Source organism: Erythrobacter sp. RANMB8 (assembly GCF_056848235.1).
The window spans coordinates 380,303-401,013 of the sequence record NZ_JBREHG010000002.1; the positions used below are offsets into that span (position 1 = coordinate 380,303).

A 20,711-nucleotide genomic window follows, 5' to 3' on the forward strand; every position below is an offset into this window, starting at 1 on the left:
CCAGTGATTATGCGCTGCCCATCACCTGGTCAACGAGGTTCGCAAGTGCGGTAAGTCCGCGATAATCCGCCTCTTGCGATCCGCTTGCCGCGCCAGCGGGGCCATAGCAGCGCGCAAAGCCGAGCTTTGCCGCCTCGCGCAGGCGCAGCGGGGCATGGGCGACGGGGCGGATTTCGCCGGCAAGGCTGATCTCGCCGAACCATGCCGCCTTGTCGGGCAAGGGCCGGTCGGCAAGCGCGGAAACCAGCGCGGCGGCCACCGCAAGGTCCGCCGCAGGATCGGTCAGGCGGTAACCGCCCGCAATGTTGAGATAGACTTCGGCCGAGGAGAAATTCAGCCCGCAGCGCGATTCGAGCACGGCGAGCAGCATCGCCAGCCGCCCGCTGTCCCACCCCACCACCGCCCGTCGGGGAGTTGCGCCCGATTGCAGGCGCACGATCAGCGCCTGGATCTCCACCAGCACCGGCCGCGTGCCTTCCAGCGCGGGGAACACCGCGCTGCCCGCCAGCGGCGTCTCCCGCCCCGAAAGGAATAGCAGCGAGGGATTGGCAACCTCCTCCAACCCTTCGGAAGCCATCGCGAACACGCCGATTTCGTCCACCGCGCCGAAACGGTTCTTGAGCGCGCGCAGGATGCGATACTGGTGCGAGCGTTCCCCCTCGAAACTCATCACCACATCGACCATGTGTTCGAGCACGCGGGGGCCGGCGATCGTGCCGTCCTTGGTGACATGCCCCACCAGCACCAGCGCACAGCCGCTTTCCTTGGCGTAGCGGATCAGTTCCAGCGCGCAGCCGCGGACCTGCGAAACCGTGCCGGGCGCGCCTTCGATGGTGTCGGAATGCATCGTCTGGATCGAATCGATGACCAGCAATGCGGGCGGATCGCCCTGCCCTAGCGTGGTGAGAATATCGCGGACCGAGGTTTCCGAGGCGAGCCGGATCGGCGCGTCGGCCACGCCCATGCGCGATGCCCGCAAGCGAACCTGACCGGCGGCTTCCTCACCGCTGACATAGACGACATCGTTTCCGCCCCGCGCAATCGTCGCCGCGGTCTGGAGCAGCAGCGTGGATTTGCCGATGCCGGGATCGCCGCCCAGCAACACCGCGCTGCCCGGCACCAGCCCGCCGCCCAGCGCACGGTCGAATTCGGCAAGGCCGGTGGACTTGCGCACCGGCAGCTGCGACGGCGCATTGAGCGGTTCGAACGCCACCTCCCGTCCGCCGCGTGACAGATCATGCTTCTGCGAGAACACCGTGGCCGGCACATCCTCGACAAGGGTGTTCCACTGCCCGCAGTCGGCGCATTGGCCCTGCCAGCGGTGGGAGACCGAACCGCATTCCTGACACACATAGCGACGCTTGGTTTTTGCCATAGCTCGCTGCCTTATCGAGAACAGATAAAGAACGCAATTGCATTGCGTGTGTTCTCCCCGCTAGACACTTGCCATGCGGCAAAAGGAATTGCGCCTTGCTCTGGTATGTTACGGCGGGGTCAGCCTGGCGGTTTACATGCACGGCATCACCAAGGAGGTGTGGCACCTTGCCCGCGCCAGCCGTGCCTTCCACCACCCTGCCGCGACCCCGCTGGACGGCGCGGCGGCGGCCTATCGCGATTTTCTCGGGCTGATCGAACGCGATCACGGCCTGCGCCTGCGGGTGCTGCCCGATATCCTCACCGGGGCGAGCGCGGGCGGAATCAATGCGGTGTTTCTGGCGCAGGCGATCCATAGCGGGCACAGTCTCGAACCGCTGACCGATCTGTGGCTGACCAACGCCGATGTCAGCAAGCTGACCGATCCCGATGCCGAACCCGTGTGGCGCTTTGCCAAGTTCTGGGCCCAGCCGATTGCCGAATGGTTCCTGCGCCGCCCCGGCAATGCGGTGAGCGCGACCGTCTCCCCCGAAACCCGCAAGGAAGTGCGCCACAAGGTTTCCCGCTTCGTGCGCGGCCGCTGGTTTGCGCCGCCCTTTTCGGGCAGCCGCTTTTCGGGGATGCTCTACGAAGCCCTGACACGCATGGCCGCCGAGGGCGATGGCGAGCCGCTGTTGCCGCCGGGCTATCCGGTCGATCTGGTGGTCACCGCTACCGATTTCCGCGGCCATGCCGAAACCCTGCGCCTCAATTCCCCGCCGCAGGTGGAGGAGACCGAACACCGCCTGCCGATCTGTTTCCGCGCGCGGGTCGGGGATGATCCGGCGGCGGGCATCGGCGACCGGCTCGAACTGGTGCTGGCAGCGCGGGCGACCGCGAGTTTTCCCGGTGCCTTCCCCCCGCTCGTCGTGGCCGAGATTGACGCGCTGGCGGCCGAACAGCGGCACCACTGGGCCTCGCGCGGGGCGTTCCTCAGCCGCATCATGCCGGTCCATGCGCAGCGCGGAACGATCGACGAGGTATCGCTGATCGACGGCGCGGTGCTGGTCAACGCCCCGTTCGGCGCGGCGCTTTCGGCCTTGCATGGCCGCCCCGGCCAGCGCGAGGTTGACCGGCGGTTCGTCTATCTCGATCCGCGTCCCGACGGTGGCGGCCCAGCCCCCGGCACCCGCACCCGCACCGTGGGCTTTTTCGGCGCGATTTTCGGTTCGCTTTCGACCATCCCGCGTGAACAGCCGATCCGCGACGATCTGGAACGGATCGCCCTGCAATCGCGCGACGCGGCGCGGCTCAAGCGGATCGTGATGGACCTGCAACCCGATATAGACCGGGCGGTGGAAAAGCTGTTCGGCTTCACCTTCCTGCTCGACCGGCCCACGCCCAAACGGCTCGCCGGATGGCGGGCCAAGGCCCAGCAGGCGGCGGCCGAGCGGGCGGGTTATGCCTTCGGCGCCTATGCCTCGACCAAGCGGGACGGCATTCTCGACGCGCTGGCGCGGCTGACATTGCGGGCGGCAGGCATGCGGGAGAGCGATCCGGCGCCGCTGTTCGAAGCTCTGCGCCGCGAACTTGCTGCGCGCGGCATCGACCGGCTGACCGACGCCCATGGTGGGGCCAATGCCGGCGCCATCGCCTTCTTTCGCGCCCACGATACGGGCTTCCGCATCCGCCGCCTGCAATTGCTGGCGCGCAAGCTGTCCCGCGACTGGGAGCTTGATCCCGATATCTCCGACGATGCGCTCGACCGGGCGCGGGACCGGCTCTACGGCATTCTCGCGCTCTATTACCGCGCCGACGAGGATGTGCTTCGCTCGCCGCGCTTTCAGGCGATCGCGGCAAAGGGCGTTGAGAACCCCGGCGCGGTGCTCGATTTTCTTGCGGCGGAGCGCCTCTTGCCCGCAACCGATCTGGCCGCCGAAGAACTGCTGATCGACATGCTGGAGGACATGCCCAAAAACCTCAAGCGGCGGATGCTGCTGACCTATCTGGGCTTCCCGTTCTACGATGTCGCCACCCTGCCCCTGTCGCGGCGCGAGGGGCTGGATGAATTCAACCCCGTCAAGATCGACCGCATCTCGCCCGACGATGCCCGCAGCATCCGCGAGGGCGGCACCGCGGCAACCTTGCGCGGGATCGAGTTCTACAATTTCGGCGCCTTCTTCAGCCGCGATTACCGCGAGAACGATTACCTGTGGGGGCGGCTGCACGGGGCCGAGCGGATGATCGACCTTGTCGCCTCGACTGTCAGCGGCGGGGTGGCCGAGCAGACGCTGCGTTCTGCCAAGCGTGCGGTGTTCCTCGCCGTGCTGGAGGAAGAGGAGATCGCCGGTCGCTGCCAGCGCGGGTTGATCGACCAGATCCGCAGCGAGGTTTACGAGCGGATGGGTTGAGAACACGTCCGTTCGTGCCGGGCGTAGTCAGTTTGTGACTATCCCGAAAAACAGCAGCATCACCAGCCGCGCATCCTCTGGCGTGGTGCCGAAGCCGGGCGCGGCATTGTGGAATTGCCAGGGGGAAAACAGCAGCAACCGGTTGAAGCGGGCGGGCACGCGCAGGGTGCGTTCCCACTTGGCGGGCTGCGTGGTGTCCTTGTTCACCACATCCTCGACCAGCGCGTTCACATCGGCATAGCCCGTGGCCGCGATCTTCGCCGGGTCTTGCGGTACGGCTTCGAGGCCTGTGCGCTTGTGGCGGAAGAAATCGGTGCCGCCCGCTTGCGGCAGCGCGCAATCCTCTGGCCGCGAGAGGTAGAGGATGCCCGAATAGGCCGCCGGATCGATATGCACCCCGCTGCGCCCCTTGTCGCCCTTGCGCGTCAGGCGGCAGTGGCCGTGCTGCGTGCCGCGCGCGGGGCCAAGCCTAAGACCGAGCAGCCGTGACACGGCAGCGTCGATCCCCGCCGTATCGAGCGCAGACAACGAATTGCGCCCCGGAAAATTGCCGTTCTGGTGCGCTGGATCATAGTCCAGTGCCAGCGCCGCGCGGCGCGCCGCCCAAGGGTCCTTCAGGAAATCGTCAACGATCAGGAGTGAGGGCAGCACGGTGCAGCCCTCAGCCCCCGAACACGTCTTTCAGCTTGTCGAAAAAGCCGCGGCTTTCGGGGCATTCGTCACCGGTTTCGGTGGCCTTGAACTCCTCCAGCAGCTCTTTCTGGCGGCGGGTCAGCTTGGTCGGGGTTTCGACCGCAATCTCCACCACCAGATCGCCGCGCCCACGCCCTTGCAGCACGGGCATCCCCGCGCCGCGAATGCGCAACTGCTTGCCCGACTGGATCCCGGCGGGAATATCGAGCCGGTTGGTCGAGCCATCGAGATCGGGAATCTCGACACAGCCGCCCAGCGCCGCGGTGGTGAAACTCACCGGAATGCGGGTGGCCAGCGTGGTGCCCTCGCGTTCGAACACCGCATGGGGTTTGACGTGGAGAAAGATGTAGAGATCGCCCGGAGGCGCGCCGCGTTGCCCCGCCTCGCCCTTGCCGGACAGACGGATGCGGGTGCCGGTATCGACGCCGGCGGGAATATCGACCTTGAGCGTCTGCGCCTTGTCGACCCGCCCTTCCCCGCGGCACGAACGGCACGGGCTTTCGATCACGCTGCCGCGCCCGCTGCATGTGGGGCATGGCCGCTCGATCACGAACAGCCCCTGCTTGGCGCGCACAGAACCCATGCCGTTGCACAGGTTGCAGGTGCGTTCCGATGTGCCGGGGGTTGCGCCCGATCCGTCGCAGGTGTCGCAGGCTTGCGAGACTTCGATCTCGATTTCGGTGGATTTGCCGTGGAACGCCTCTTCGAGCGACACCTGCATGTCGTAGCGCAGGTCGGCCCCGCGACGGTTCTGCTGGCGCTGCGCGCCACCGCCGCCGAATGCGCCGCCGAAGATGGTTTCGAAGATGTCGCCGATATCGGCAAAATCGCCGCGCCCGCCGCCAAAGCCGCCGCCGAACGGCCCGCCACCGCCGCCGCCGTTCATCCCTTGCGTGAAGGCTTCGTGGCCATAGCGGTCATAGGCCGCGCGCTTTTGCGGGTCCTTGAGGCAGTCGTAGGCTTCGTTGATCGCCTTGAACTTGGCTTCGGCGCTCGCATCGCCCGGATTGCGGTCCGGATGGAACTTCATCGCAAGCTTGCGATAGGCGCTTTTGAGCGTGGCGCCATCGGCATCGCGGGCACATTCCAGCGTGGCGTAATAGTCGGTCTGGGTAGCCATTATTCAGCCTTCCTAACCCACCCGTCACCCCCGCCCGGGCGGGGGTCCAGCTTCACTTGCCGGGTGGCTGAAGCCTAGCTGGATTCCCGCCTGCGCGGGAATGACGCGGTGGTATTCAGGTTAATCGCTTAGCCCTTCTTGTCTTCGTCGACCTCGGAGAACTCGGCATCGACGACGTCTTCGGCCGGAGCCTCTTCCGCCGCCGCAGCCTCGCCGTCCGGGCCGGCAGCCTGCTGCTGTTCGTAGATCTGCTGGCCCATCTTCATCGCCGACTGGGTCAGCGCCTGCGCCTTGGCATTGATGTCATCGGCATCGCCGCCTTCGAGCGCGGTCTTGACCGCCGCGATGGCTTCCTCGACCTCGGTCTTGGTGGCCGCGTCGATCTTCGACCCGTGCTCCTCAAGCTGCTTTTCGGTCGCGTGCACCAGACTGTCGGCCTGATTGCGCGCTTCGGCGGCAGCCCGGCGCTTCTTGTCTTCCTCGGCGAAGCGTTCGGCGTCCTTCACCATCTGGTCGATGTCGGCATCCGAAAGACCGCCCGAAGCCTGGATCTTGATCGTCTGCTCCTTGCCGGTGCCCTTGTCCTTCGCCGCCACCGAGACAATGCCGTTGGCGTCGATGTCGAAGGTCACTTCGATCTGCGGCACGCCGCGCGGTGCGGGGGGAATGCCGATCAGGTCGAAATTGCCGAGCAGCTTGTTGTCCGCCGCCATCTCGCGCTCGCCCTGATAGACCTTGATCGTCACCGCGTTCTGGTTGTCTTCGGCGGTGGAGTAGGTCTGGGTCTTCTTGGTCGGGATGGTGGTGTTGCGATCGATCATGCGGGTGAACACGCCGCCCAGCGTCTCGATGCCGAGCGAAAGCGGGGTCACGTCGAGCAGCAGCACGTCCTTGACATCGCCCTGCAGCACGCCCGCCTGAATGGCCGCGCCCATGGCGACGACTTCATCGGGGTTGACGCCGGTGTGCGGCTTGGCACCGAAGAACTGTTCCACCACTTCGCGCACGCGCGGCATGCGGGTCATCCCGCCGACAAGGATCACCTCGTCGACCTGATCCTTGGTGATGCCGGCATCGGCCAGCGCCTTCTTGCACGGATCGAGCGTGCGCTGGATCAGCCCGTCGACCATCTTTTCAAGATCGGCGCGGGTGATCGTTTCCACCAGATGCAGCGGAGTGGTGCTGCCGCCTTCCATGCGGGCGGTGATGAAGGGCAGGTTGATTTCGGTGGTCGCCGCGCTCGAAAGCTCGATCTTGGCCTTTTCCGCCGCTTCCTTCAGACGCTGCAAGGCGAGCTTGTCGGTCTTGAGGTCCATGCCCTCCTTCTTCTTGAAGGAGTCCGCGAGGAACTCGACAATCGCGTTGTCGAAGTCTTCACCGCCGAGGAAGGTGTCGCCGTTGGTCGACTTCACTTCGAACACGCCGTCGCCGATTTCGAGGATCGAAACGTCGAAGGTGCCGCCGCCAAGGTCATAAACGGCGATGGTCTTGCCGTCGTCCTTGTCCATGCCATAGGCGAGTGCGGCCGCGGTCGGCTCGTTGATGATGCGCAGCACTTCGAGGCCGGCGATCTGGCCGGCATCCTTGGTTGCCTGACGCTGGGCGTCGTTGAAATAGGCGGGCACGGTGATCACGGCCTGCGTCACGGTTTCGCCGAGATAGCTCTCGGCGGTTTCCTTCATCTTCTGGAGAATGAAGGCGGAAACCTGCGACGGGCTGTAATCCTCGCCGCCGGCGTTCACCCACGCATCGCCGTTCTTGCCCTTGGTGATCTTGTAGGGGACCAGCTCCATGTCCTTCTTGGTCAGCGGGTCTTCGAACCGGCGACCGATCAGGCGCTTGATCGCGAACAGGGTGTTGTCGGGATTGGTCACCGCCTGACGCTTGGCAGGCTGGCCGATCAGGCGCTGGCCATCCTTGGTGAAGGCCACGATCGAAGGCGTGGTGCGCGCGCCTTCGGAATTTTCGATCACCTTGGGCTTGCCGCCATCCATGACAGCAACGCAGGAGTTGGTGGTGCCGAGGTCGATACCGATTACTTTACCCATGATTACCCCATCCATTAGGACATTGTTGGACACCGCCCGGCTGCGCTTCCCGCAAGAGGCAAAGCGCTTGGGCAGCTCGATTGTGAGCGCGATATAGGTGCGGTTTTGCTTGGCACAAGAGACGCCGCACCCTAGTTTTCGGCCCATTCCAGACGGAGACAATTCAAAGTGCACACCATCAGACACGCCGCCCTTGCCATCATCGGGGCAACCACCCTGCTGACGCTTTCCGCCTGTGCGGGCGAGGCAGAGGCTCCGGCAGATCAGACGCAGGCAAGCGCGGGGCTGACCATCGCCAATGCCAGGCTGGTGCTCGCCCCTGTCAGCGGCAATCCGGCAGCGGTCTATTTCGATCTTTCCTACAGCGGAAAAGGGGACGTAACCCTCGCCGATGTCGATATCGAAGGGGCGGGCATGGCGATGATCCACGAAATGGCCGAAAAGGACGGGGTGATGACCATGTCCGATCCCGGACCGGTTGCCCTTGCCGATGGCGCGACCGTGACCTTTGCCCCCGGCGGGCTGCACGTGATGGCGATGGAGCCTTCTTCCGATTGGCAGCCGGGCGGCACGGTCAATGTCACCGTGATCCTTTCCGATGGCACCAGCCAGACCGTCGCCGCCGCAGTGCGCGCCGCCGGGGACGACCGCTGAACGCGCCGCTGACCGGGCTGGATGCAGCAGAGGCGGCAACGCCCGCGCTGCCCGCCTGCCCGGTCGGCGGGGAGCGCCCGCTGTCGCCGGGCGAAATCGCGCTGGCCCGCAGCATGTTCGGCGATGCGATCGATTACGGCGCGGTGCGGATCCGGCGCCGGAAATTCTTCCCGTTCCACCCGCGCGGGGTGACGATGGCGCCGATGGGCCACCTGCACTTTCACCCGCAGGCCGCGCATTATTGCGAGGATTTCGCCGCAGCGCCGCTGCACCATCAGGCGCATTTCATCCATGAAATGGTGCATGTGTGGCAGGCGCAGACATTGGGCCGCTGGTATCTGGTCCTGCGCCGCCACCCGCTGTGCCGCTATGACTACGCGATCAAGCCGGGCTGGATGCTGGCGCAATACGGGATCGAGCAGCAGGCCGAGATCGTGCGTCACGCCTTCCTGCTGCGGCAGGGCGCCAGTGTTCCAGGCGCCCCGCCCGTTGCGACATATGCCGCGATCTTGCCGTTTGATGCTGCCTAGTCCGGCTTCTTGGCCACCGCCACCATCGCAGCGCGCAGCAGGCGGTCCTTGATCATCCAGCCGGCCTGCATCTCCGACACGACGGTGCCCGGCTCCTGATCATTGGTCGGCACTTCGAGCATCGCCTGATGCTGGTTCGGGTCGAGCGGCAGGCCAACGGCGGCGATGCGGGTGATGCCGTGGCTGGCGAACACCTTTTCCAGCTCGCGCTGGGTCGCCTCGATCCCGAAGACGAGGCCCTTCATGCTGTCATCTTCGCGCAGGGATTGCGGGATGGCATCGATGGCGCGCGACAGGTTGTCGGCCACGCTCAGGATATCGCGGGCAAAGCCGGTCGCGGCGTAGGCGCGGGCCTCGTCCTTCTCGCGCTCCAGCCGGCGGCGCACGTTCTGGGTTTCGGCCTGCGCGTAGAGCACATCCTGCTTGGCCGCTTCCAGATCGCGCCGCAGCGATTCGAGCGCTTCGGCCATGGCGTCTTCGCCTGCGGTGGCGCCGCCTTCGCGCAGGTCTTCGGGCACGCCCTTCAATTCGTCTTCCGCCGCCTGATCGAGCGGCTTGTCGTTACCAGTCATGTTGTGTGGCTTTCCATTCAAGCGATGAGCTTGCCCAGCGAACGGGCTGTCAGATCCACCATGGGGACAACCCGCGCGTAATTCAACCGCGTCGGGCCGATCACACCCAGCACGCCGACGACCCGCCCCTCGCGATCGCGATAGGGCGAGGCGATGACAGAGGAGCCGGAAAGCGCGAACAGGCGGTTTTCCGAGCCGATGAAAATGCGCGTCGCATCGGCCTCGCGCGCCGAATCCAGCAGCTCGGCCACCGACTGCTTGTTTTCAAGATCCTCAAGCAGCATCCGCACCCGCTCGATATCGCCGAGCGCTGCCTCGTCGAGCAGGTTGGCCGCGCCGCGCACGATCAGCACGGGGCGCGCGGCGGCATCCTCGCTCCAAACCGCAAGCCCGCGCTCGACCAGATCGCGGCTTGCAGCATCGAGCTGCGAGCGGCCCGCGTTGATTTCGCTGCGCATCGCCTGTGCGGCTTCGGCCAGCGTGCGGCCGGCGAGGCGGGCGGTGATGTAATTGCTCGCCCGGTCAAGCGCGCCTGCGCTGATCGCGCCGCCGATGTCGAGCACGCGGTTCTCCACGCCCCCGTCCTCGCCCACCAGAACAGCGAGCGCCCGCCCCTGTCCCAGATCGACGAGGGAGAACTGTGCCAGCCGCTGTTCGCGCGGCGCGACCAGCACCATGCCTGCGGCGCCCGAAAGATCGGAGAGAATCGCGCTCGCCTGTTTCAGCGCCGCCTCGACCGGTCCGGCCTCGGCCAGCCGCGCTTCGATCGCGGCCTGTTCCTCGCGCGTCGGCTCGGCCACGCGCATCATGCCGTCGACGAAAATCCTGAGGCCCGCATCGGTCGGCATCCGCCCCGCGCTGGTATGGGGCGCAGCGAGCAGGCCGGCGGTCTCCAGATCGGCCAGAACCGAACGGATCGAAGCCGGCGAGAGGTTGAGCGTGCCGTCCGCCGCCAGCGTCTTGGAGCCGACCGGCTGCCCGCTGGCGATATATTCCTCGACCACCCGCTGGAAAATGTCGCGGGCGCGCTGGGTCAGTTCGGTAACGGGAAGCGAGGCCATGGGCGCAATCTTAGTCTTTGCGCTTGCCGCGACAAGTGGCCCGCGCCTAATGGCCCCGCACTCATAAAAGGACACCCCATGCGCCCTTCAGGACGCGCGCCCGACGAAATGCGCGCCATCACCATCGAAACCGGTTTCACCCGCCACGCCGAAGGATCGGTGCTGATCGGCTTCGGCGATACCAGGGTGCTGTGCACCGCGAGCGTGGAAAAGGGCGTGCCGCCGTGGCTGCGGGGCAAGGGCGAAGGCTGGGTGACGGGCGAATATTCGATGCTCCCCCGCGCCACCCATACCCGCGGCGCCCGCGAGGCTGCCAAGGGCAAGCAATCGGGCCGTACTCAGGAAATCCAGCGGCTTATCGGGCGTTCTTTGCGCGCCGTTGTAGATTTGCAAAAACTCGGCGAGCGGCAGATCACGCTCGATTGTGACGTGCTTCAGGCCGATGGCGGCACGCGCACGGCGGCGATTTCCGGCGCGTGGATCGCGCTGCGGCTTGCCGTGAACGGCCTGATGGCATCGGGCGACATCAAGCACGATCCGATTTCCGCGCAGGTCGCGGGCATTTCCTGCGGCATCTACAAGGGCACGCCGGTGCTCGACCTCGATTATGACGAGGATTCGAACGCCGAGGCCGATGGCAATTTCGTACTGCTTTCGGGCGGCAAGATCGCCGAAGTGCAGGCCACCGCCGAGGGCGCGACCTATGACGAGGAAGGCCTGCTGCGCCTGCTGCGCCTCGCCCGGATCGGCGCCGACCGCATCTTCGCGGCGCAGCTGGACGCGGTGAAGTGACCAGAAGGCTCGGCTCCGGCAGCCTCGTGATTGCCACGCACAATGCGGGCAAGCTGAAGGAAATTTCGGCGCTGCTCGATCCCTACGGGGTCACGTGCATCTCTGCCGGATCGCTCGGCCTGCCGGAGCCTGCCGAAACCGGCACCACCTTTGCCCAGAACGCGCTGATCAAGGCGCGGGCGGCGGCGGAGGCTTCGGGGCTGGCGGCGCTGGCGGATGACAGCGGCCTTAGCGTCGCGGCACTTGATGGTCGCCCCGGCGTTTACACCGCCGACTGGGCCGAGCGGCAGTGGTTCGAGGGCGCTCCGGGGCGCGACTGGTACATGGCGATGGGCAAGGTTGAAGGGATGCTCGCCGACAAGGGCGCAGGCGCTGACCGTTCGGCCGCCTTCCACTGCGTGCTGGCACTGGCATGGCCCGACGGGGAATACGCGATTTACGAAGGCCGCTGCGACGGATCGCTGACATGGCCCCCGCGCGGGACGCTGGGCTTCGGCTATGATCCAGTGTTCGTGCCGACCGGAGCCACGCTGACCTTTGCGGAAATCCCGCCAGCAGAAAAGCACGCCATCAGCCACCGGGCCGATGCCTTTGCGAAGCTGGTGGCCGAACAGTTCGGGTGAGCCGCTAGCGCCGCGACAGCCGCTCTGCCGGATCGAGGCGGTAGCCCATGATGTTGCCTGCCGGAAAATAGCGGCACACCAGCACCTCATGCCGCGCATTGACCGCGGTGGCGCAGCCCACTTCGCGGGTTTCGGGCCAGATGATCTGGGTATAGTGCCCGACATCGCTCCACCGGCCCGTGGCCGAGACATCGGGAAAGACCCCGGGACGGAAATGGCGCTGTTCGGCAACGAACAGATCGATCATCTCCCACGGCGCGTGGCGTTCGCGGGTGCCCTTCCACAGGTTTTCGCCATGGCTCAGCATCCGCAGATCGGGATCGTGGCGGAAATCGCCGCGACGGGCGAGGGTTTCGGCCCATTGCGCAGCCGCCCGGCGCAGATCATGATTCCAGCGCAGCGGGCCCAGGCCCACATCGGCGCGGGCGGCATTGTGTTCGGAAAGCCATTCCTGCTCCGCCGGAAACAGCGGGCGCTGGTCTTGCGGGGTGGCTGGCGCGGCTGCCATAAAGAGGGCAAGGACCGAAAGGCGGGCGGCAAGGGGCATGATCGAGGAACTCCGCATGGCATCGAACTATCCCCCAACGATTAAGCGAGGCTGAAAATTCCCCCCTTGGTCCCCTCCACGGCGCGCGCGCTTTACATCCACTGGCCGTTCTGCGCGAAGAAGTGCCCCTATTGCGACTTCAACTCGCACGTGCGCGACGGGGTCGATGTCGCCGCCTGGCAGGCCGCGCTGATCGCCGACATGCGCGCCGAGGCCGAGGTGGCGGGCGGAGCGGCGCTGACTTCCATCTTCTTCGGCGGCGGCACGCCCTCGCTGATGCCCCCCGCCCTCGTCGCCGCGCTGCTGGCCGAGTCTGAAGCCCTGTGGGGGTTCGATCCTGCCATTGAAATCACGCTGGAGGCCAATCCCTCATCGGTCGAGGCCGCAAACTTTGCCGCGCTGGCGGGCGCAGGCGTGAACCGCGTGTCGCTGGGCGTGCAATCGCTCGACGATGCGGAATTGCGTTTCCTCGGGCGGCTGCACGGGGCTGACGAGGCGCTGGCGGCGCTCGACACGGCGCAGCGGCATTTCGGGCGGGTCAGTTTCGACATGATCTATGCCCTGCCCGGCCATACGCCCGAGCTGTGGCACGACCGGCTGACCCGTGCCCTGTCACTGGGCACCGGGCACCTGTCGCTCTACCAGCTAACCATCGAACCCGGCACCCGCTTTGCCAGCGACGTGCGGCGCGGGCGGCTTACTCCCCTCGATGATGACGCCGCTGCCCAACTTTTCGACATCACGCAGGAACTGACCACCGCAGCGGGCCTGCCTGCCTACGAAACGAGCAACCACGCCCGCGCCGGAGAGGAAAGCCGGCACAATCTCGTCTATTGGCGCTATCAGGATTATGCCGGGATCGGCCCCGGCGCGCACGGGCGGCGCGGCGGGGTGGCGACGGTGCGGCACAAGAAGCCGGAGAATTTCCTGAAGGCTGTGGCGGCGCAAGGCCATGGCATTGCCGAGGCGCGGCCGCTGGCCGTGGCCGATCAGGCGGCAGAGGCGCTGCTGATGGGTCTGCGCCTTGCCGAGGGGGTGGACCTTGCCGCCATGGGCGAACGCTTCGGCCTGCCGCGCGATGGGCTGGTGGATGAGGCCGCCCTCGCCCGCCTGACGACGCTCGGGCTGGTGTGGCAGGCGGGTGAGCGGATCGGGGTGGCGCCAGAGGGCCGCGGCGTGCTCGATGCGCTGCTGGCAGAGATTGTCGCCGACAGGCTGGTGGCGGCATGAGCGCTGCGGCGCTGATCGCGGCATGGCGCGCCCATCTGGCCAATAATCGTCGCCGCTCGCCCCACACCGTGCGCGCCTATGTTTCCGCTGCCGAAAATCTGTGCAGCAGTATCATGCCCGAAAACTGGGCAGACATCGCCCGCACCGAAACCCACCATCTGCGCAGCCACCTTGCGCGGCGCCGTGCCGAAGGATTGGGCAATGCCAGCGCCGCACGCGAATTGTCGGCGCTCAAGGGCTTCATCGCCTTTGCCCGCCAGCAGAGCGGCGATCCCGACCCCGCCCCGCCCCGCCTGCGCGGCCCGCGTCTGAAGAAAGGCCTGCCCCGCCCGGTCACGCCGGATGAGGCGGTGAACATCGCCGAACTGGTCGATGGCCTTGCCAGCACCGACTGGACCGGCGCGCGCGACCGGGCGGTACTTCTCTTGATGTATGGATCGGGCCTGCGCATCGCCGAGGCGCTGTCGCTGACAGGGCGTGAACGGATGCCGGGAGAGGTGCTGCAAGTGACCGGCAAGGGCGGCAAGCAGCGGGTGGTGCCGGTGCTACCGGTCACCCGCGCGGCAGTGGCGGAATATGTGCGGCTGTGCCCATGGCCGCTCGGCGATGGCGAGCCGCTGTTTCGCGGCGCGAAAGGCGGGCCGCTGTCTCCGGGGATGGTGCAGAAGGCCATGGCGCAGGCGCGCCGCGCGCTCGGCCTGCCCGACACGGCGACCCCGCACGCGCTGCGCCACTCCTTCGCCACGCATCTGCTGGGCGCGGGGGCGGATTTGCGCTCCTTGCAAGAGCTGCTCGGCCACGCCTCGCTGGGATCGACCCAGATCTACACCCGCGTCGATGCCGCCAGCCTGCTGGAGAATTACCGCAAGGCGCATCCCAGAGGTTAAGGCTGCTCCTCACGCACAGCGGCGGGTTTCCATGTCACCACGCGGTAGAGGTAAAGCGCCACCACGCCCGCGATCATCACCACCGCGACCCAGCCGTAATAATCGTCGAACTGGCTGAATTCGTTGCGCAGGATGTAGCCCGCGCCGATCAGCACCGAATTCCAGATGCCGGTCCCCAACAGCGTCCACATCAGGAACCGCAGCTGCGACATGATCAGCATCCCCGCAGGCAGCGAGATCATGGTGCGCACCTGCGGCAGGAACCGCGCCCAGAACACGATCGCGCTGTCGAACCGCTTGAAGATGCCGACGATCTTCTCGACCTCGGCCCAGTCGAGCGTCAGCCAGCGGCCGAAGCGGTCGATCAGCGGGCGGAAACGTTCATATCCGACCACCCGCCCGATCCAGTACCATACCCAGTTGCCCAGCACCGCGCCCAGCGTTCCGGCGGCGACGGCTCCGGCAAAGTCGAGCTTGCCGTCGGCCACGGCCATGCCGGTCAGCCCCATGATCACCTCAGAAGGGATCGGCGGAAACACGTTTTCGAGGAACATCGCGATCGCAACGCCAAGGTAGCCCCAGGCCTCGACCAGATCGATCAGGGTATCGGTCATTGTGTCATTATCCGTGCGGGAGAGATCAGGCCGCGGCGCGGCGTTCGGCCAGCCGCCGCTCGATCGCATCCCAGATCATCGCGGCTGTATCGGTATTGTTGAAGCGGTCGATGGCAACGATGCCGGTGGGCGAGGTGACGTTGATCTCGGTCAGCCACTTACCGCCGATCACGTCGATGCCCACGAAAGTGAGGCCGAGGCGCTTGAGGTCCGGGCCGAGCGCGGCGCAGATTTCCGCCTCGCGTGTCGTCAAGTCCGTCGCCTGCGCCGATCCGCCCATCGCGAGGTTCGACCGGAACTCGCCCTCGCCCGGAATGCGGTTGATCGCGCCGGCCACTTCGCCATCGACCAGCACGATGCGCTTGTCGCCTTGCGCGACCTCGGGGAGGAAGGGCTGGACCATGTGCGGTTCGGGCCAGGTCTGGTTGAACACCTCGAACAGCGCGGTGAGGTTTTCGCCGTTCTCGCCGATGCGGAAGATCGCCTTGCCGCCATTGCCGTGGATCGGCTTGACCACGATCGCGCCATGCTTGTCCATGAAGCGCCGCACTTCCTCGACCGAGCGCGTCACCAGCGTCGGGGGCATGAAGTGCCGGTAGTTCAGCACCATCACCTTTTCCGGCGAGTTGCGGACATTGGCGGGATCATTGACCACCAGCGTTTCGGCCCCGATGCGTTCGAGCATGTGGGTGGCGGTGATGTAGCCCATGTGGAACGGCGGGTCCTGCCGCATCAGCACCACATCGACATCGCGGCCCAGATCGATCCGCACCTTCTCCCCGCGCCGGAAGTGATCGCCTGCGACCCGCTGCACCGTGACCGGAAAGGCATGGGCGAACAGCCGGTCATCCTCGTCCAGCGTGAGGCTTTCGACGTGGTATTCATAGACCGAATACCCCCGCGCCTGCGCAGCCAGCATCAGCGCGAAGGACGAATCCCCGGCGATGTTGATCCGGTCGATGGGGTCCATCTGGACGGCGATTCTGAGCGACATCATTGACTTCCGTTGTGCTGGACTATGAAAACGGCATCCACGCGTTCTCGATGTGGTCGGGCTTGCGGCCCGGTGCAAGCAGGATCACGTCGATGCGGATATCCTCGCCCTCTCTGGCGTAATCGGGCGCGACGAGTTCGGCGGCCCTGGCCACCCGCGTCAGGCGCTTTTCGTCGATGGCATCGGCCAGCGCCGCAGCGCGGGCGCGCCATTTGACCTCGACAAAGGCGACAAGGCCGGGCTTGCGGATGACAAGGTCGATCTCGCCCGCCTTGGTCTTGACCCTTTCGGCGACCACCTGCCAGCCCTGCGCGGCGAGCCACATCGCCGCAGCCGCCTCGCCCTCGCGCCCGCGCTGGTCGGCCTCGCGCCGTTCGGGGGTTGAGCGGGTCACTGGCCCTTCAGCTCCAAAGCGCGGGCATAAAGCGTCGCCCGGTCGAGGCCGGTGGCCTTGGCGACGATCCCCGCCGCCTTGCCCGGCCCTGCATCGGCGAGCGCGGCGCGCAGCAGGCTGTCGGGATCGGCCACCTCCGCCTCTTCCCCGGCGGGCGGAGCGATGACCAGCACGATCTCCCCCTTGGGCGGATGCGCGGCGTAATGGTCGGCGAGCGCTGTGGCGGTGCCGCTGCGGCATTCCTCGTGCAGCTTGGTCAGCTCGCGCGCCACGGCAACCTCGCGGGCCGGCCAGAGTTCGGCAATGGCGCGCAGCGAGCGTTCGAGCCGCGGGGCGGTTTCATAGAACACAAGGCTGGCGGCAACCTTGCCGACATCCTCCAGCACCGCGCGCCGCGCCTTGTCCTTCACCGGCAGAAAGCCTGCAAACAGGAAGCGGTCGCTCGGCAGGCCGGCGATGGCGAGCGCGGAAACCGCGGCGCAGGCGCCCGGAATGCTGGTCACGGTGACGCCGCGTTCGCGGGCCTCGCGCACCAGTCGATAGCCGGGATCGGAGATCAGCGGCGTTCCCGCATCGCTCACCAGCGCAACCGCGCAATGCCTCGCCTCGTCGATCACCCGCGCCCGCACGTCCGGCGGCGCATGATCGTCGAGTCGCTGGAGTCGCGCCTTGATCCCGAAATGTTTCAACAGCTTGCCGGTGACCCGCGTATCCTCGCAAGCGACCAGCGCCGCGCCGCCCAGCACCTCGATGGCGCGCAGGGTCATGTCGCCCAAGTTGCCAATCGGGGTGGCAACGATATAGAGTCCGGGCGAGAGACTTCTGGACGGGACGGATGGAAGCTCGGTCGGCATGGCTGTCGCAAGCCATGAAGCAGCAGTGAGGGGTCGGCAAGGATGAAGCGCACAGGAACGCCGTTTTGGGCAGGATGGCTGGCCCGCATGGAAGGCGCGCTGCGCCCGCGCCATGTGGCACTGGCAGGGGCAGCCATGCTGGCGGCGGGCTGTCAGGTGATCCCCAAGACCGATGTCGCCACCGCGCCGCCCGCGCCTGCGCCCGAACCTTCGGCGACCGCGCTCCCCACCGATACCGGCCGCCACCGCATCGCGCTGCTGGTGCCGCTCAACGGCGAGACGGCAGCGGTCGGTCAGGCGATTGCCAATGCCACCACCATGGCGCTGATCGATACCAATGCGGAAAACCTGCGCATCACCACCTATGACACCACAACCGGTGTGCAGGGCGCGGCGCGGCAGGCGATTGCGGATGGTAACAAGCTGATCCTCGGCCCGCTGACCGCCGATGCCGTGCCTGCGGTGCAGGCCGCCGCGCGTGCGGCAGGGGTGCCGGTGATCGCGTTTTCCAACGATACCTCGGTTGCCAGCCCCGATGTGTTCGTGATGGGCCACAGCCCCGAACAATCGATCCGGCGTTCGGTGCAATTTGCCCGCAGCAAGGGCGCAAACCGCTTTGCCGCGCTGCTGCCCGAAGGCGATTATGGCACCCGGGCCGCCACGGCGCTCGACAATGCCCTGCGCGATTTCGGCGGCGCTCTGGCGCGGCGCGAGACCTATGCGCGCGGCAACACCTCGATCGTCAGCGCGGCGAGCCGCCTGCGCGCTGCCGGCGGCTACGACACCGTGCTGATCGCCGACAGCGCAAGGCTGGGCATCGAGGCGAGTGACGAACTCAACCGCGGCGCCCGCACCCGCGCCCGCATCCTCGGCACCGAATTGTGGAGCGGCGACGCTGCCCTCACCCGCGCAAAATCGATGGAAGGCGCGCTGTTCGCCGCCGTTTCCGACCAGCGTTACAAGCGCTTTGCCGAAAGCTACGAAGCCCGGTTCGGCGCGCAGCCTTACCGCGTGGCGACGCTGGGCTATGATGCCGTGCTGCTGACGCTGCGGATCGCGCGCGACTGGAAGGTGGGCAGCCCCTTCCCCAAGGGCGAGCTGTATGACAGCGGCGGGTTCCTTGGCGTGGATGGTCCGTTCCGGTTCGGCCGCAACGGGATCGCCGAGCGCGCGCTGGAAGTGCGCGCGGTGCGCGGCGGCGAGGTGATCGCGGTCGATCCGGCACCAACCGGCTTTACGCGCTGAGTAAAACAATGCGGGCGCGCTTGTGACGCGGCGCGGGGCGGGCCTATAGTCCGTCCCATGTCCGACACCACCCCCGACGATCTGTTCGCCAACACCCCCACCTCCAGCGGCGATTACAACGCCTCTGCCATCGAGGTGCTCGAAGGGCTGGAGCCGGTGCGCCGCCGCCCGGGGATGTATATCGGCGGGACGGATGACCGCGCCTTCCATCACCTCGCCGCCGAAGTGCTCGACAACGCGATGGACGAGGCGGTGGCCGGCCATGCGACGCGGATCGAGATGCGTCTCGACGAGGAAGGGCGGCTGTCGATTGCCGATAATGGCCGCGGCATTCCGGTGGACGAACACCCCAAGTTCCCCGGCAAATCCACGCTGGAGGTGATCCTTTCGACGCTCCACTCGGGCGGCAAGTTTTCAGGGAAGGCCTATGCCACCAGCGGCGGTCTGCACGGGGTCGGCATCAGCGTGGTCAATGCGCTCTCGGTCCACACGCGGGTCGAGGTGGCGCGTGACAAGCAGCTTTACGCGCAGGAATTCGCGCGCGGCGTAACCCTCGGCCCGATCCAGACCCTTGGCCCCACGCCCAACCGGCGCGGCACCACGGTCAGCTTCATCCCCGATCCCGAAATCTTCGGTGACCGCAAGTTCAACCCTAAGCGCCTGTTCAAGCTGGCTCGTTCCAAGGCCTATCTGTTCGCAGGGGTCGAAATCCGCTGGAAATGCGCGCCCTCGCTGGCGAGCGAGGAGGTGCCGGCCGAGGCGACCTTCAAGTTCCCCGGCGGCCTCGCTGATCACCTCGCCGAACAGATCGGCGGGCGCGAATGCGTAACGGCGCAGCCCTTTACCGGCTCGCAGGAGTTTCCGGCGGTCGATGGCGTGGGGCAAGGCCGCGCCGAATGGGCGATCGCTTGGCCGCTCTATTCCGACGGCTCGACCAGCTGGTACTGCAACACCGTGCCGACGCCCGATGGCGGGACGCATGAACAGGGCCTGCGCACCGCGCTCACCCGCGCCCTGCGCGCTTTCGGCGAGCTGGTGGGCGCGAAGAAGGCCAAGGATATCACCGCCGACGATGTGATGACCGGCGCGGAGGTGATGCTTTCGGTCTTCATCCGCGATCCGCAGTTCCAGTCGCAGACCAAGGACCGCCTGACCTCGCCCGAAGCGGCGCGTCTGGTCGAAAACGCGATGCGCGACCATTTCGACCACTTCCTCACCGACAATATGGAGCGCGGCAAGGCGCTGCTCGGCGAGGTGATGGAGCGCATGGACGAGCGCCTCAAGCGGAAGCAGGAGCGCGAGATCAAGCGCAAGAGCGCCACCAACGCCAAGAAGCTGCGCCTGCCCGGCAAGCTCACCGATTGCAGCGGCGAAGGCGGGCGCGAGACCGAACTGTTCATCGTCGAAGGTGACAGTGCGGGCGGCAGCGCCAAGCAGGCGCGTGACCGCAAGAGCCAGGCGATCCTCCCCATCCGCGGCAAGATCCTAAATGTCGCATCCGCCACCGCCGACAAGATCCGCGCCAACAGCGAAATCGCCGACCTCGCGCTGGCATTGGGCTGCGGCACCCGCAAGGACTGCAACGCCGACAATCTGCGTTATGACCGGATCATCATCATGACCGACGCAGACGTGGACGGCGCGCATATCGCCACGCTGCTGATGACCTTCTTCTTTCAGGAAATGCCCGACATCGTGCGGCGCGGCCACCTGTTCCTTGCCCAGCCGCCGCTCTACCGGCTGACTGCGGGCAAGGAGAGCCGCTACGCCCGCGACGATGCCCACCGCGCCGAACTGGAATCGACCGTGTTCAAGGGCAAGAAGGTCGAAGTCAGCCGGTTCAAGGGCCTTGGCGAGATGAACCCGCAGCAATTGCGCGAAACCACCATGGCCCCCGAAACCCGCGGGCTGATCCGCATCACGCTGCCGCAAGAATACGAAGACCGCGCCGGCGTTGCCCGTCTGGTGGACGAGCTGATGGGCCGCAACCCCGAACACCGCTTCAACTTCATCCAGAACCGCGCGGGCGAAGTGGACCGCGATCTGATTGATGCCTGATCCGCGCTCCGGCGGGGGCGGACGGAAAATC

At 66.5% G+C, this 20,711-nt stretch carries 20 protein-coding genes; 9 read left to right on the forward strand and 11 right to left on the reverse strand.

Annotation, left to right across the window (positions count from 1 at the left end; genetic code table 11):
- Positions 1-7 precede the first annotated feature (7 nt).
- On the reverse strand, positions 8-1,375 hold the full coding sequence (gene radA / locus ACU0AG_RS04885; protein ID WP_482781135.1) for a DNA repair protein RadA: 1,368 nt from the start codon (positions 1,373-1,375) through the stop codon (positions 8-10).
- A gap of 73 nt (positions 1,376-1,448) precedes the next feature.
- Here radA and ACU0AG_RS04890 point away from each other — a divergent pair, with 73 nt between their 5' ends.
- The gene (locus ACU0AG_RS04890) at positions 1,449-3,764 is read left to right on the forward strand and encodes a patatin-like protein (RefSeq protein ID WP_482781136.1); all 2,316 of its coding nucleotides are present in this window, start codon (positions 1,449-1,451) and stop codon (positions 3,762-3,764) included.
- A 27-nt stretch (positions 3,765-3,791) separates the two neighbouring features.
- Here the strand turns inward: ACU0AG_RS04890 and ACU0AG_RS04895 are convergent, their stop codons facing one another.
- The 3 genes from ACU0AG_RS04895 to dnaK form a co-directional block, all read right to left on the reverse strand.
- Positions 3,792-4,415, reverse strand: coding sequence for a DUF6445 family protein (locus ACU0AG_RS04895; RefSeq protein ID WP_482781137.1), 624 nt, complete (start codon positions 4,413-4,415; stop codon positions 3,792-3,794).
- Positions 4,416-4,425: 10 nt separating this feature from the next.
- Positions 4,426-5,577: a molecular chaperone DnaJ gene (dnaJ, locus tag ACU0AG_RS04900; protein WP_482781138.1), complete on the reverse strand. Its 1,152-nt coding sequence runs from the start codon at positions 5,575-5,577 to the stop codon at positions 4,426-4,428.
- A 128-nt stretch (positions 5,578-5,705) separates the two neighbouring features.
- Positions 5,706-7,625, reverse strand: coding sequence for a molecular chaperone DnaK (gene dnaK / locus ACU0AG_RS04905; RefSeq protein ID WP_482781139.1), 1,920 nt, complete (start codon positions 7,623-7,625; stop codon positions 5,706-5,708).
- Between the two features lie 168 nt (positions 7,626-7,793).
- Here dnaK and ACU0AG_RS04910 point away from each other — a divergent pair, with 168 nt between their 5' ends.
- Positions 7,794-8,279 carry a copper chaperone PCu(A)C gene (locus ACU0AG_RS04910; protein WP_482781140.1) on the forward strand — a complete coding sequence of 162 codons (486 nt, stop codon included), beginning with the start codon at positions 7,794-7,796 and terminating at the stop codon, positions 8,277-8,279.
- A gap of 113 nt (positions 8,280-8,392) precedes the next feature.
- The gene (locus ACU0AG_RS04915; protein WP_482781141.1) at positions 8,393-8,809 is read left to right on the forward strand and encodes a vgr related protein; all 417 of its coding nucleotides are present in this window, start codon (positions 8,393-8,395) and stop codon (positions 8,807-8,809) included.
- On the opposite strand, the gene ACU0AG_RS04920 is transcribed toward ACU0AG_RS04915, so the two are convergent.
- Both ACU0AG_RS04920 and hrcA read right to left on the reverse strand, forming a co-directional pair.
- Entirely contained in the window at positions 8,806-9,381 is a 576-nt protein-coding gene (locus ACU0AG_RS04920) for a nucleotide exchange factor GrpE (protein WP_482781142.1), read from the reverse strand. The genes ACU0AG_RS04915 and ACU0AG_RS04920 overlap by 4 nt on opposite strands.
- Before the next feature lie 17 nt (positions 9,382-9,398).
- Positions 9,399-10,442 carry a heat-inducible transcriptional repressor HrcA gene (gene hrcA, locus ACU0AG_RS04925; RefSeq protein ID WP_482781143.1) on the reverse strand — a complete coding sequence of 348 codons (1,044 nt, stop codon included), beginning with the start codon at positions 10,440-10,442 and terminating at the stop codon, positions 9,399-9,401.
- Between the two features lie 78 nt (positions 10,443-10,520).
- On the opposite strand from hrcA, the gene rph reads away from it, so the two are divergent.
- Both rph and rdgB read left to right on the forward strand, forming a co-directional pair.
- Positions 10,521-11,234, forward strand: coding sequence for a ribonuclease PH (gene rph / locus ACU0AG_RS04930; protein WP_482781144.1), 714 nt, complete (start codon positions 10,521-10,523; stop codon positions 11,232-11,234).
- The gene (gene rdgB, locus ACU0AG_RS04935) at positions 11,231-11,857 is read left to right on the forward strand and encodes an RdgB/HAM1 family non-canonical purine NTP pyrophosphatase (protein WP_482781145.1); all 627 of its coding nucleotides are present in this window, start codon (positions 11,231-11,233) and stop codon (positions 11,855-11,857) included. The genes rph and rdgB overlap by 4 nt, the downstream gene beginning before the upstream one ends.
- A 4-nt stretch (positions 11,858-11,861) precedes the next feature.
- Here rdgB and ACU0AG_RS04940 read toward each other — a convergent pair whose 3' ends face one another.
- Positions 11,862-12,365 (reverse strand): CAP domain-containing protein, encoded by a 504-nt coding sequence (locus ACU0AG_RS04940; RefSeq protein WP_482781146.1) that lies wholly within the window; start codon positions 12,363-12,365, stop codon positions 11,862-11,864.
- Between the two features lie 105 nt (positions 12,366-12,470).
- Here ACU0AG_RS04940 and hemW point away from each other — a divergent pair, with 105 nt between their 5' ends.
- Complete coding sequence (gene hemW, locus ACU0AG_RS04945; protein ID WP_482781147.1) at positions 12,471-13,634, forward strand: radical SAM family heme chaperone HemW; 1,164 nt, start codon at positions 12,471-12,473, stop codon at positions 13,632-13,634.
- Complete coding sequence (locus ACU0AG_RS04950; protein WP_482781148.1) at positions 13,631-14,521, forward strand: tyrosine recombinase XerC; 891 nt, start codon at positions 13,631-13,633, stop codon at positions 14,519-14,521. Before hemW ends, ACU0AG_RS04950 begins: the two co-directional genes overlap by 4 nt.
- Here ACU0AG_RS04950 and ACU0AG_RS04955 read toward each other — a convergent pair.
- The 4 genes from ACU0AG_RS04955 to rsmI are packed head-to-tail and all read right to left on the reverse strand — an operon-like array spanning position 14,518 to position 17,377.
- Positions 14,518-15,135, reverse strand: coding sequence for a DedA family protein (locus ACU0AG_RS04955; protein WP_482781149.1), 618 nt, complete (start codon positions 15,133-15,135; stop codon positions 14,518-14,520). The two genes, ACU0AG_RS04950 and ACU0AG_RS04955, sit on opposite strands and share 4 nt — an antisense overlap.
- Positions 15,136-15,160: 25 nt before the next feature.
- Entirely contained in the window at positions 15,161-16,129 is a 969-nt protein-coding gene (gene gshB / locus ACU0AG_RS04960; RefSeq protein WP_482781398.1) for a glutathione synthase, read from the reverse strand.
- 22 nt (positions 16,130-16,151) lie between these two features.
- A complete protein-coding gene (locus ACU0AG_RS04965; protein ID WP_482781150.1) occupies positions 16,152-16,523 on the reverse strand; it encodes a YraN family protein in 372 nt (123 codons plus the stop codon).
- Positions 16,520-17,377, reverse strand: coding sequence for a 16S rRNA (cytidine(1402)-2'-O)-methyltransferase (gene rsmI / locus ACU0AG_RS04970; protein ID WP_482781151.1), 858 nt, complete (start codon positions 17,375-17,377; stop codon positions 16,520-16,522). Before rsmI ends, ACU0AG_RS04965 begins: the two co-directional genes overlap by 4 nt.
- Before the next feature lie 42 nt (positions 17,378-17,419).
- Here rsmI and ACU0AG_RS04975 point away from each other — a divergent pair, with 42 nt between their 5' ends.
- Together ACU0AG_RS04975 and parE are read left to right on the forward strand one after the other, a co-directional pair.
- Positions 17,420-18,622, forward strand: coding sequence for a penicillin-binding protein activator (locus ACU0AG_RS04975; protein WP_482781152.1), 1,203 nt, complete (start codon positions 17,420-17,422; stop codon positions 18,620-18,622).
- 57 nt (positions 18,623-18,679) lie between these two features.
- Positions 18,680-20,680: a DNA topoisomerase IV subunit B gene (gene parE, locus ACU0AG_RS04980; RefSeq protein WP_482781153.1), complete on the forward strand. Its 2,001-nt coding sequence runs from the start codon at positions 18,680-18,682 to the stop codon at positions 20,678-20,680.
- Positions 20,681-20,711 lie beyond the last annotated feature (31 nt).

Bases quoted from the DNA above. Each gene is read 5' to 3' on its own strand.
- ACU0AG_RS04940 (WP_482781146.1), bottom strand. From the start codon at position 12,365: ATGGCAGCCGCGCCAGCCACCCCGCAAGACCAGCGCCCGCTGTTTCCG.
- dnaK (WP_482781139.1), bottom strand. From the start codon at position 7,625: ATGGGTAAAGTAATCGGTATCGACCTCGGCACCACCAACTCCTGCGTT.
- ACU0AG_RS04950 (WP_482781148.1), top strand. From the start codon at position 13,631: ATGAGCGCTGCGGCGCTGATCGCGGCATGGCGCGCCCATCTGGCCAAT.
- hrcA (WP_482781143.1), bottom strand. From the start codon at position 10,442: ATGGCCTCGCTTCCCGTTACCGAACTGACCCAGCGCGCCCGCGACATT.
- ACU0AG_RS04920 (WP_482781142.1), bottom strand. From the start codon at position 9,381: ATGACTGGTAACGACAAGCCGCTCGATCAGGCGGCGGAAGACGAATTG.
- ACU0AG_RS04955 (WP_482781149.1), bottom strand. From the start codon at position 15,135: ATGACCGATACCCTGATCGATCTGGTCGAGGCCTGGGGCTACCTTGGC.
- ACU0AG_RS04890 (WP_482781136.1), top strand. From the start codon at position 1,449: ATGCGGCAAAAGGAATTGCGCCTTGCTCTGGTATGTTACGGCGGGGTC.
- radA (WP_482781135.1), bottom strand. From the start codon at position 1,375: ATGGCAAAAACCAAGCGTCGCTATGTGTGTCAGGAATGCGGTTCGGTC.
- rph (WP_482781144.1), top strand. From the start codon at position 10,521: ATGCGCCCTTCAGGACGCGCGCCCGACGAAATGCGCGCCATCACCATC.
- ACU0AG_RS04975 (WP_482781152.1), top strand. From the start codon at position 17,420: ATGAAGCGCACAGGAACGCCGTTTTGGGCAGGATGGCTGGCCCGCATG.
- gshB (WP_482781398.1), bottom strand. From the start codon at position 16,129: ATGTCGCTCAGAATCGCCGTCCAGATGGACCCCATCGACCGGATCAAC.
- rsmI (WP_482781151.1), bottom strand. From the start codon at position 17,377: ATGCCGACCGAGCTTCCATCCGTCCCGTCCAGAAGTCTCTCGCCCGGA.
- dnaJ (WP_482781138.1), bottom strand. From the start codon at position 5,577: ATGGCTACCCAGACCGACTATTACGCCACGCTGGAATGTGCCCGCGAT.
- ACU0AG_RS04915 (WP_482781141.1), top strand. From the start codon at position 8,393: ATGTTCGGCGATGCGATCGATTACGGCGCGGTGCGGATCCGGCGCCGG.
- parE (WP_482781153.1), top strand. From the start codon at position 18,680: ATGTCCGACACCACCCCCGACGATCTGTTCGCCAACACCCCCACCTCC.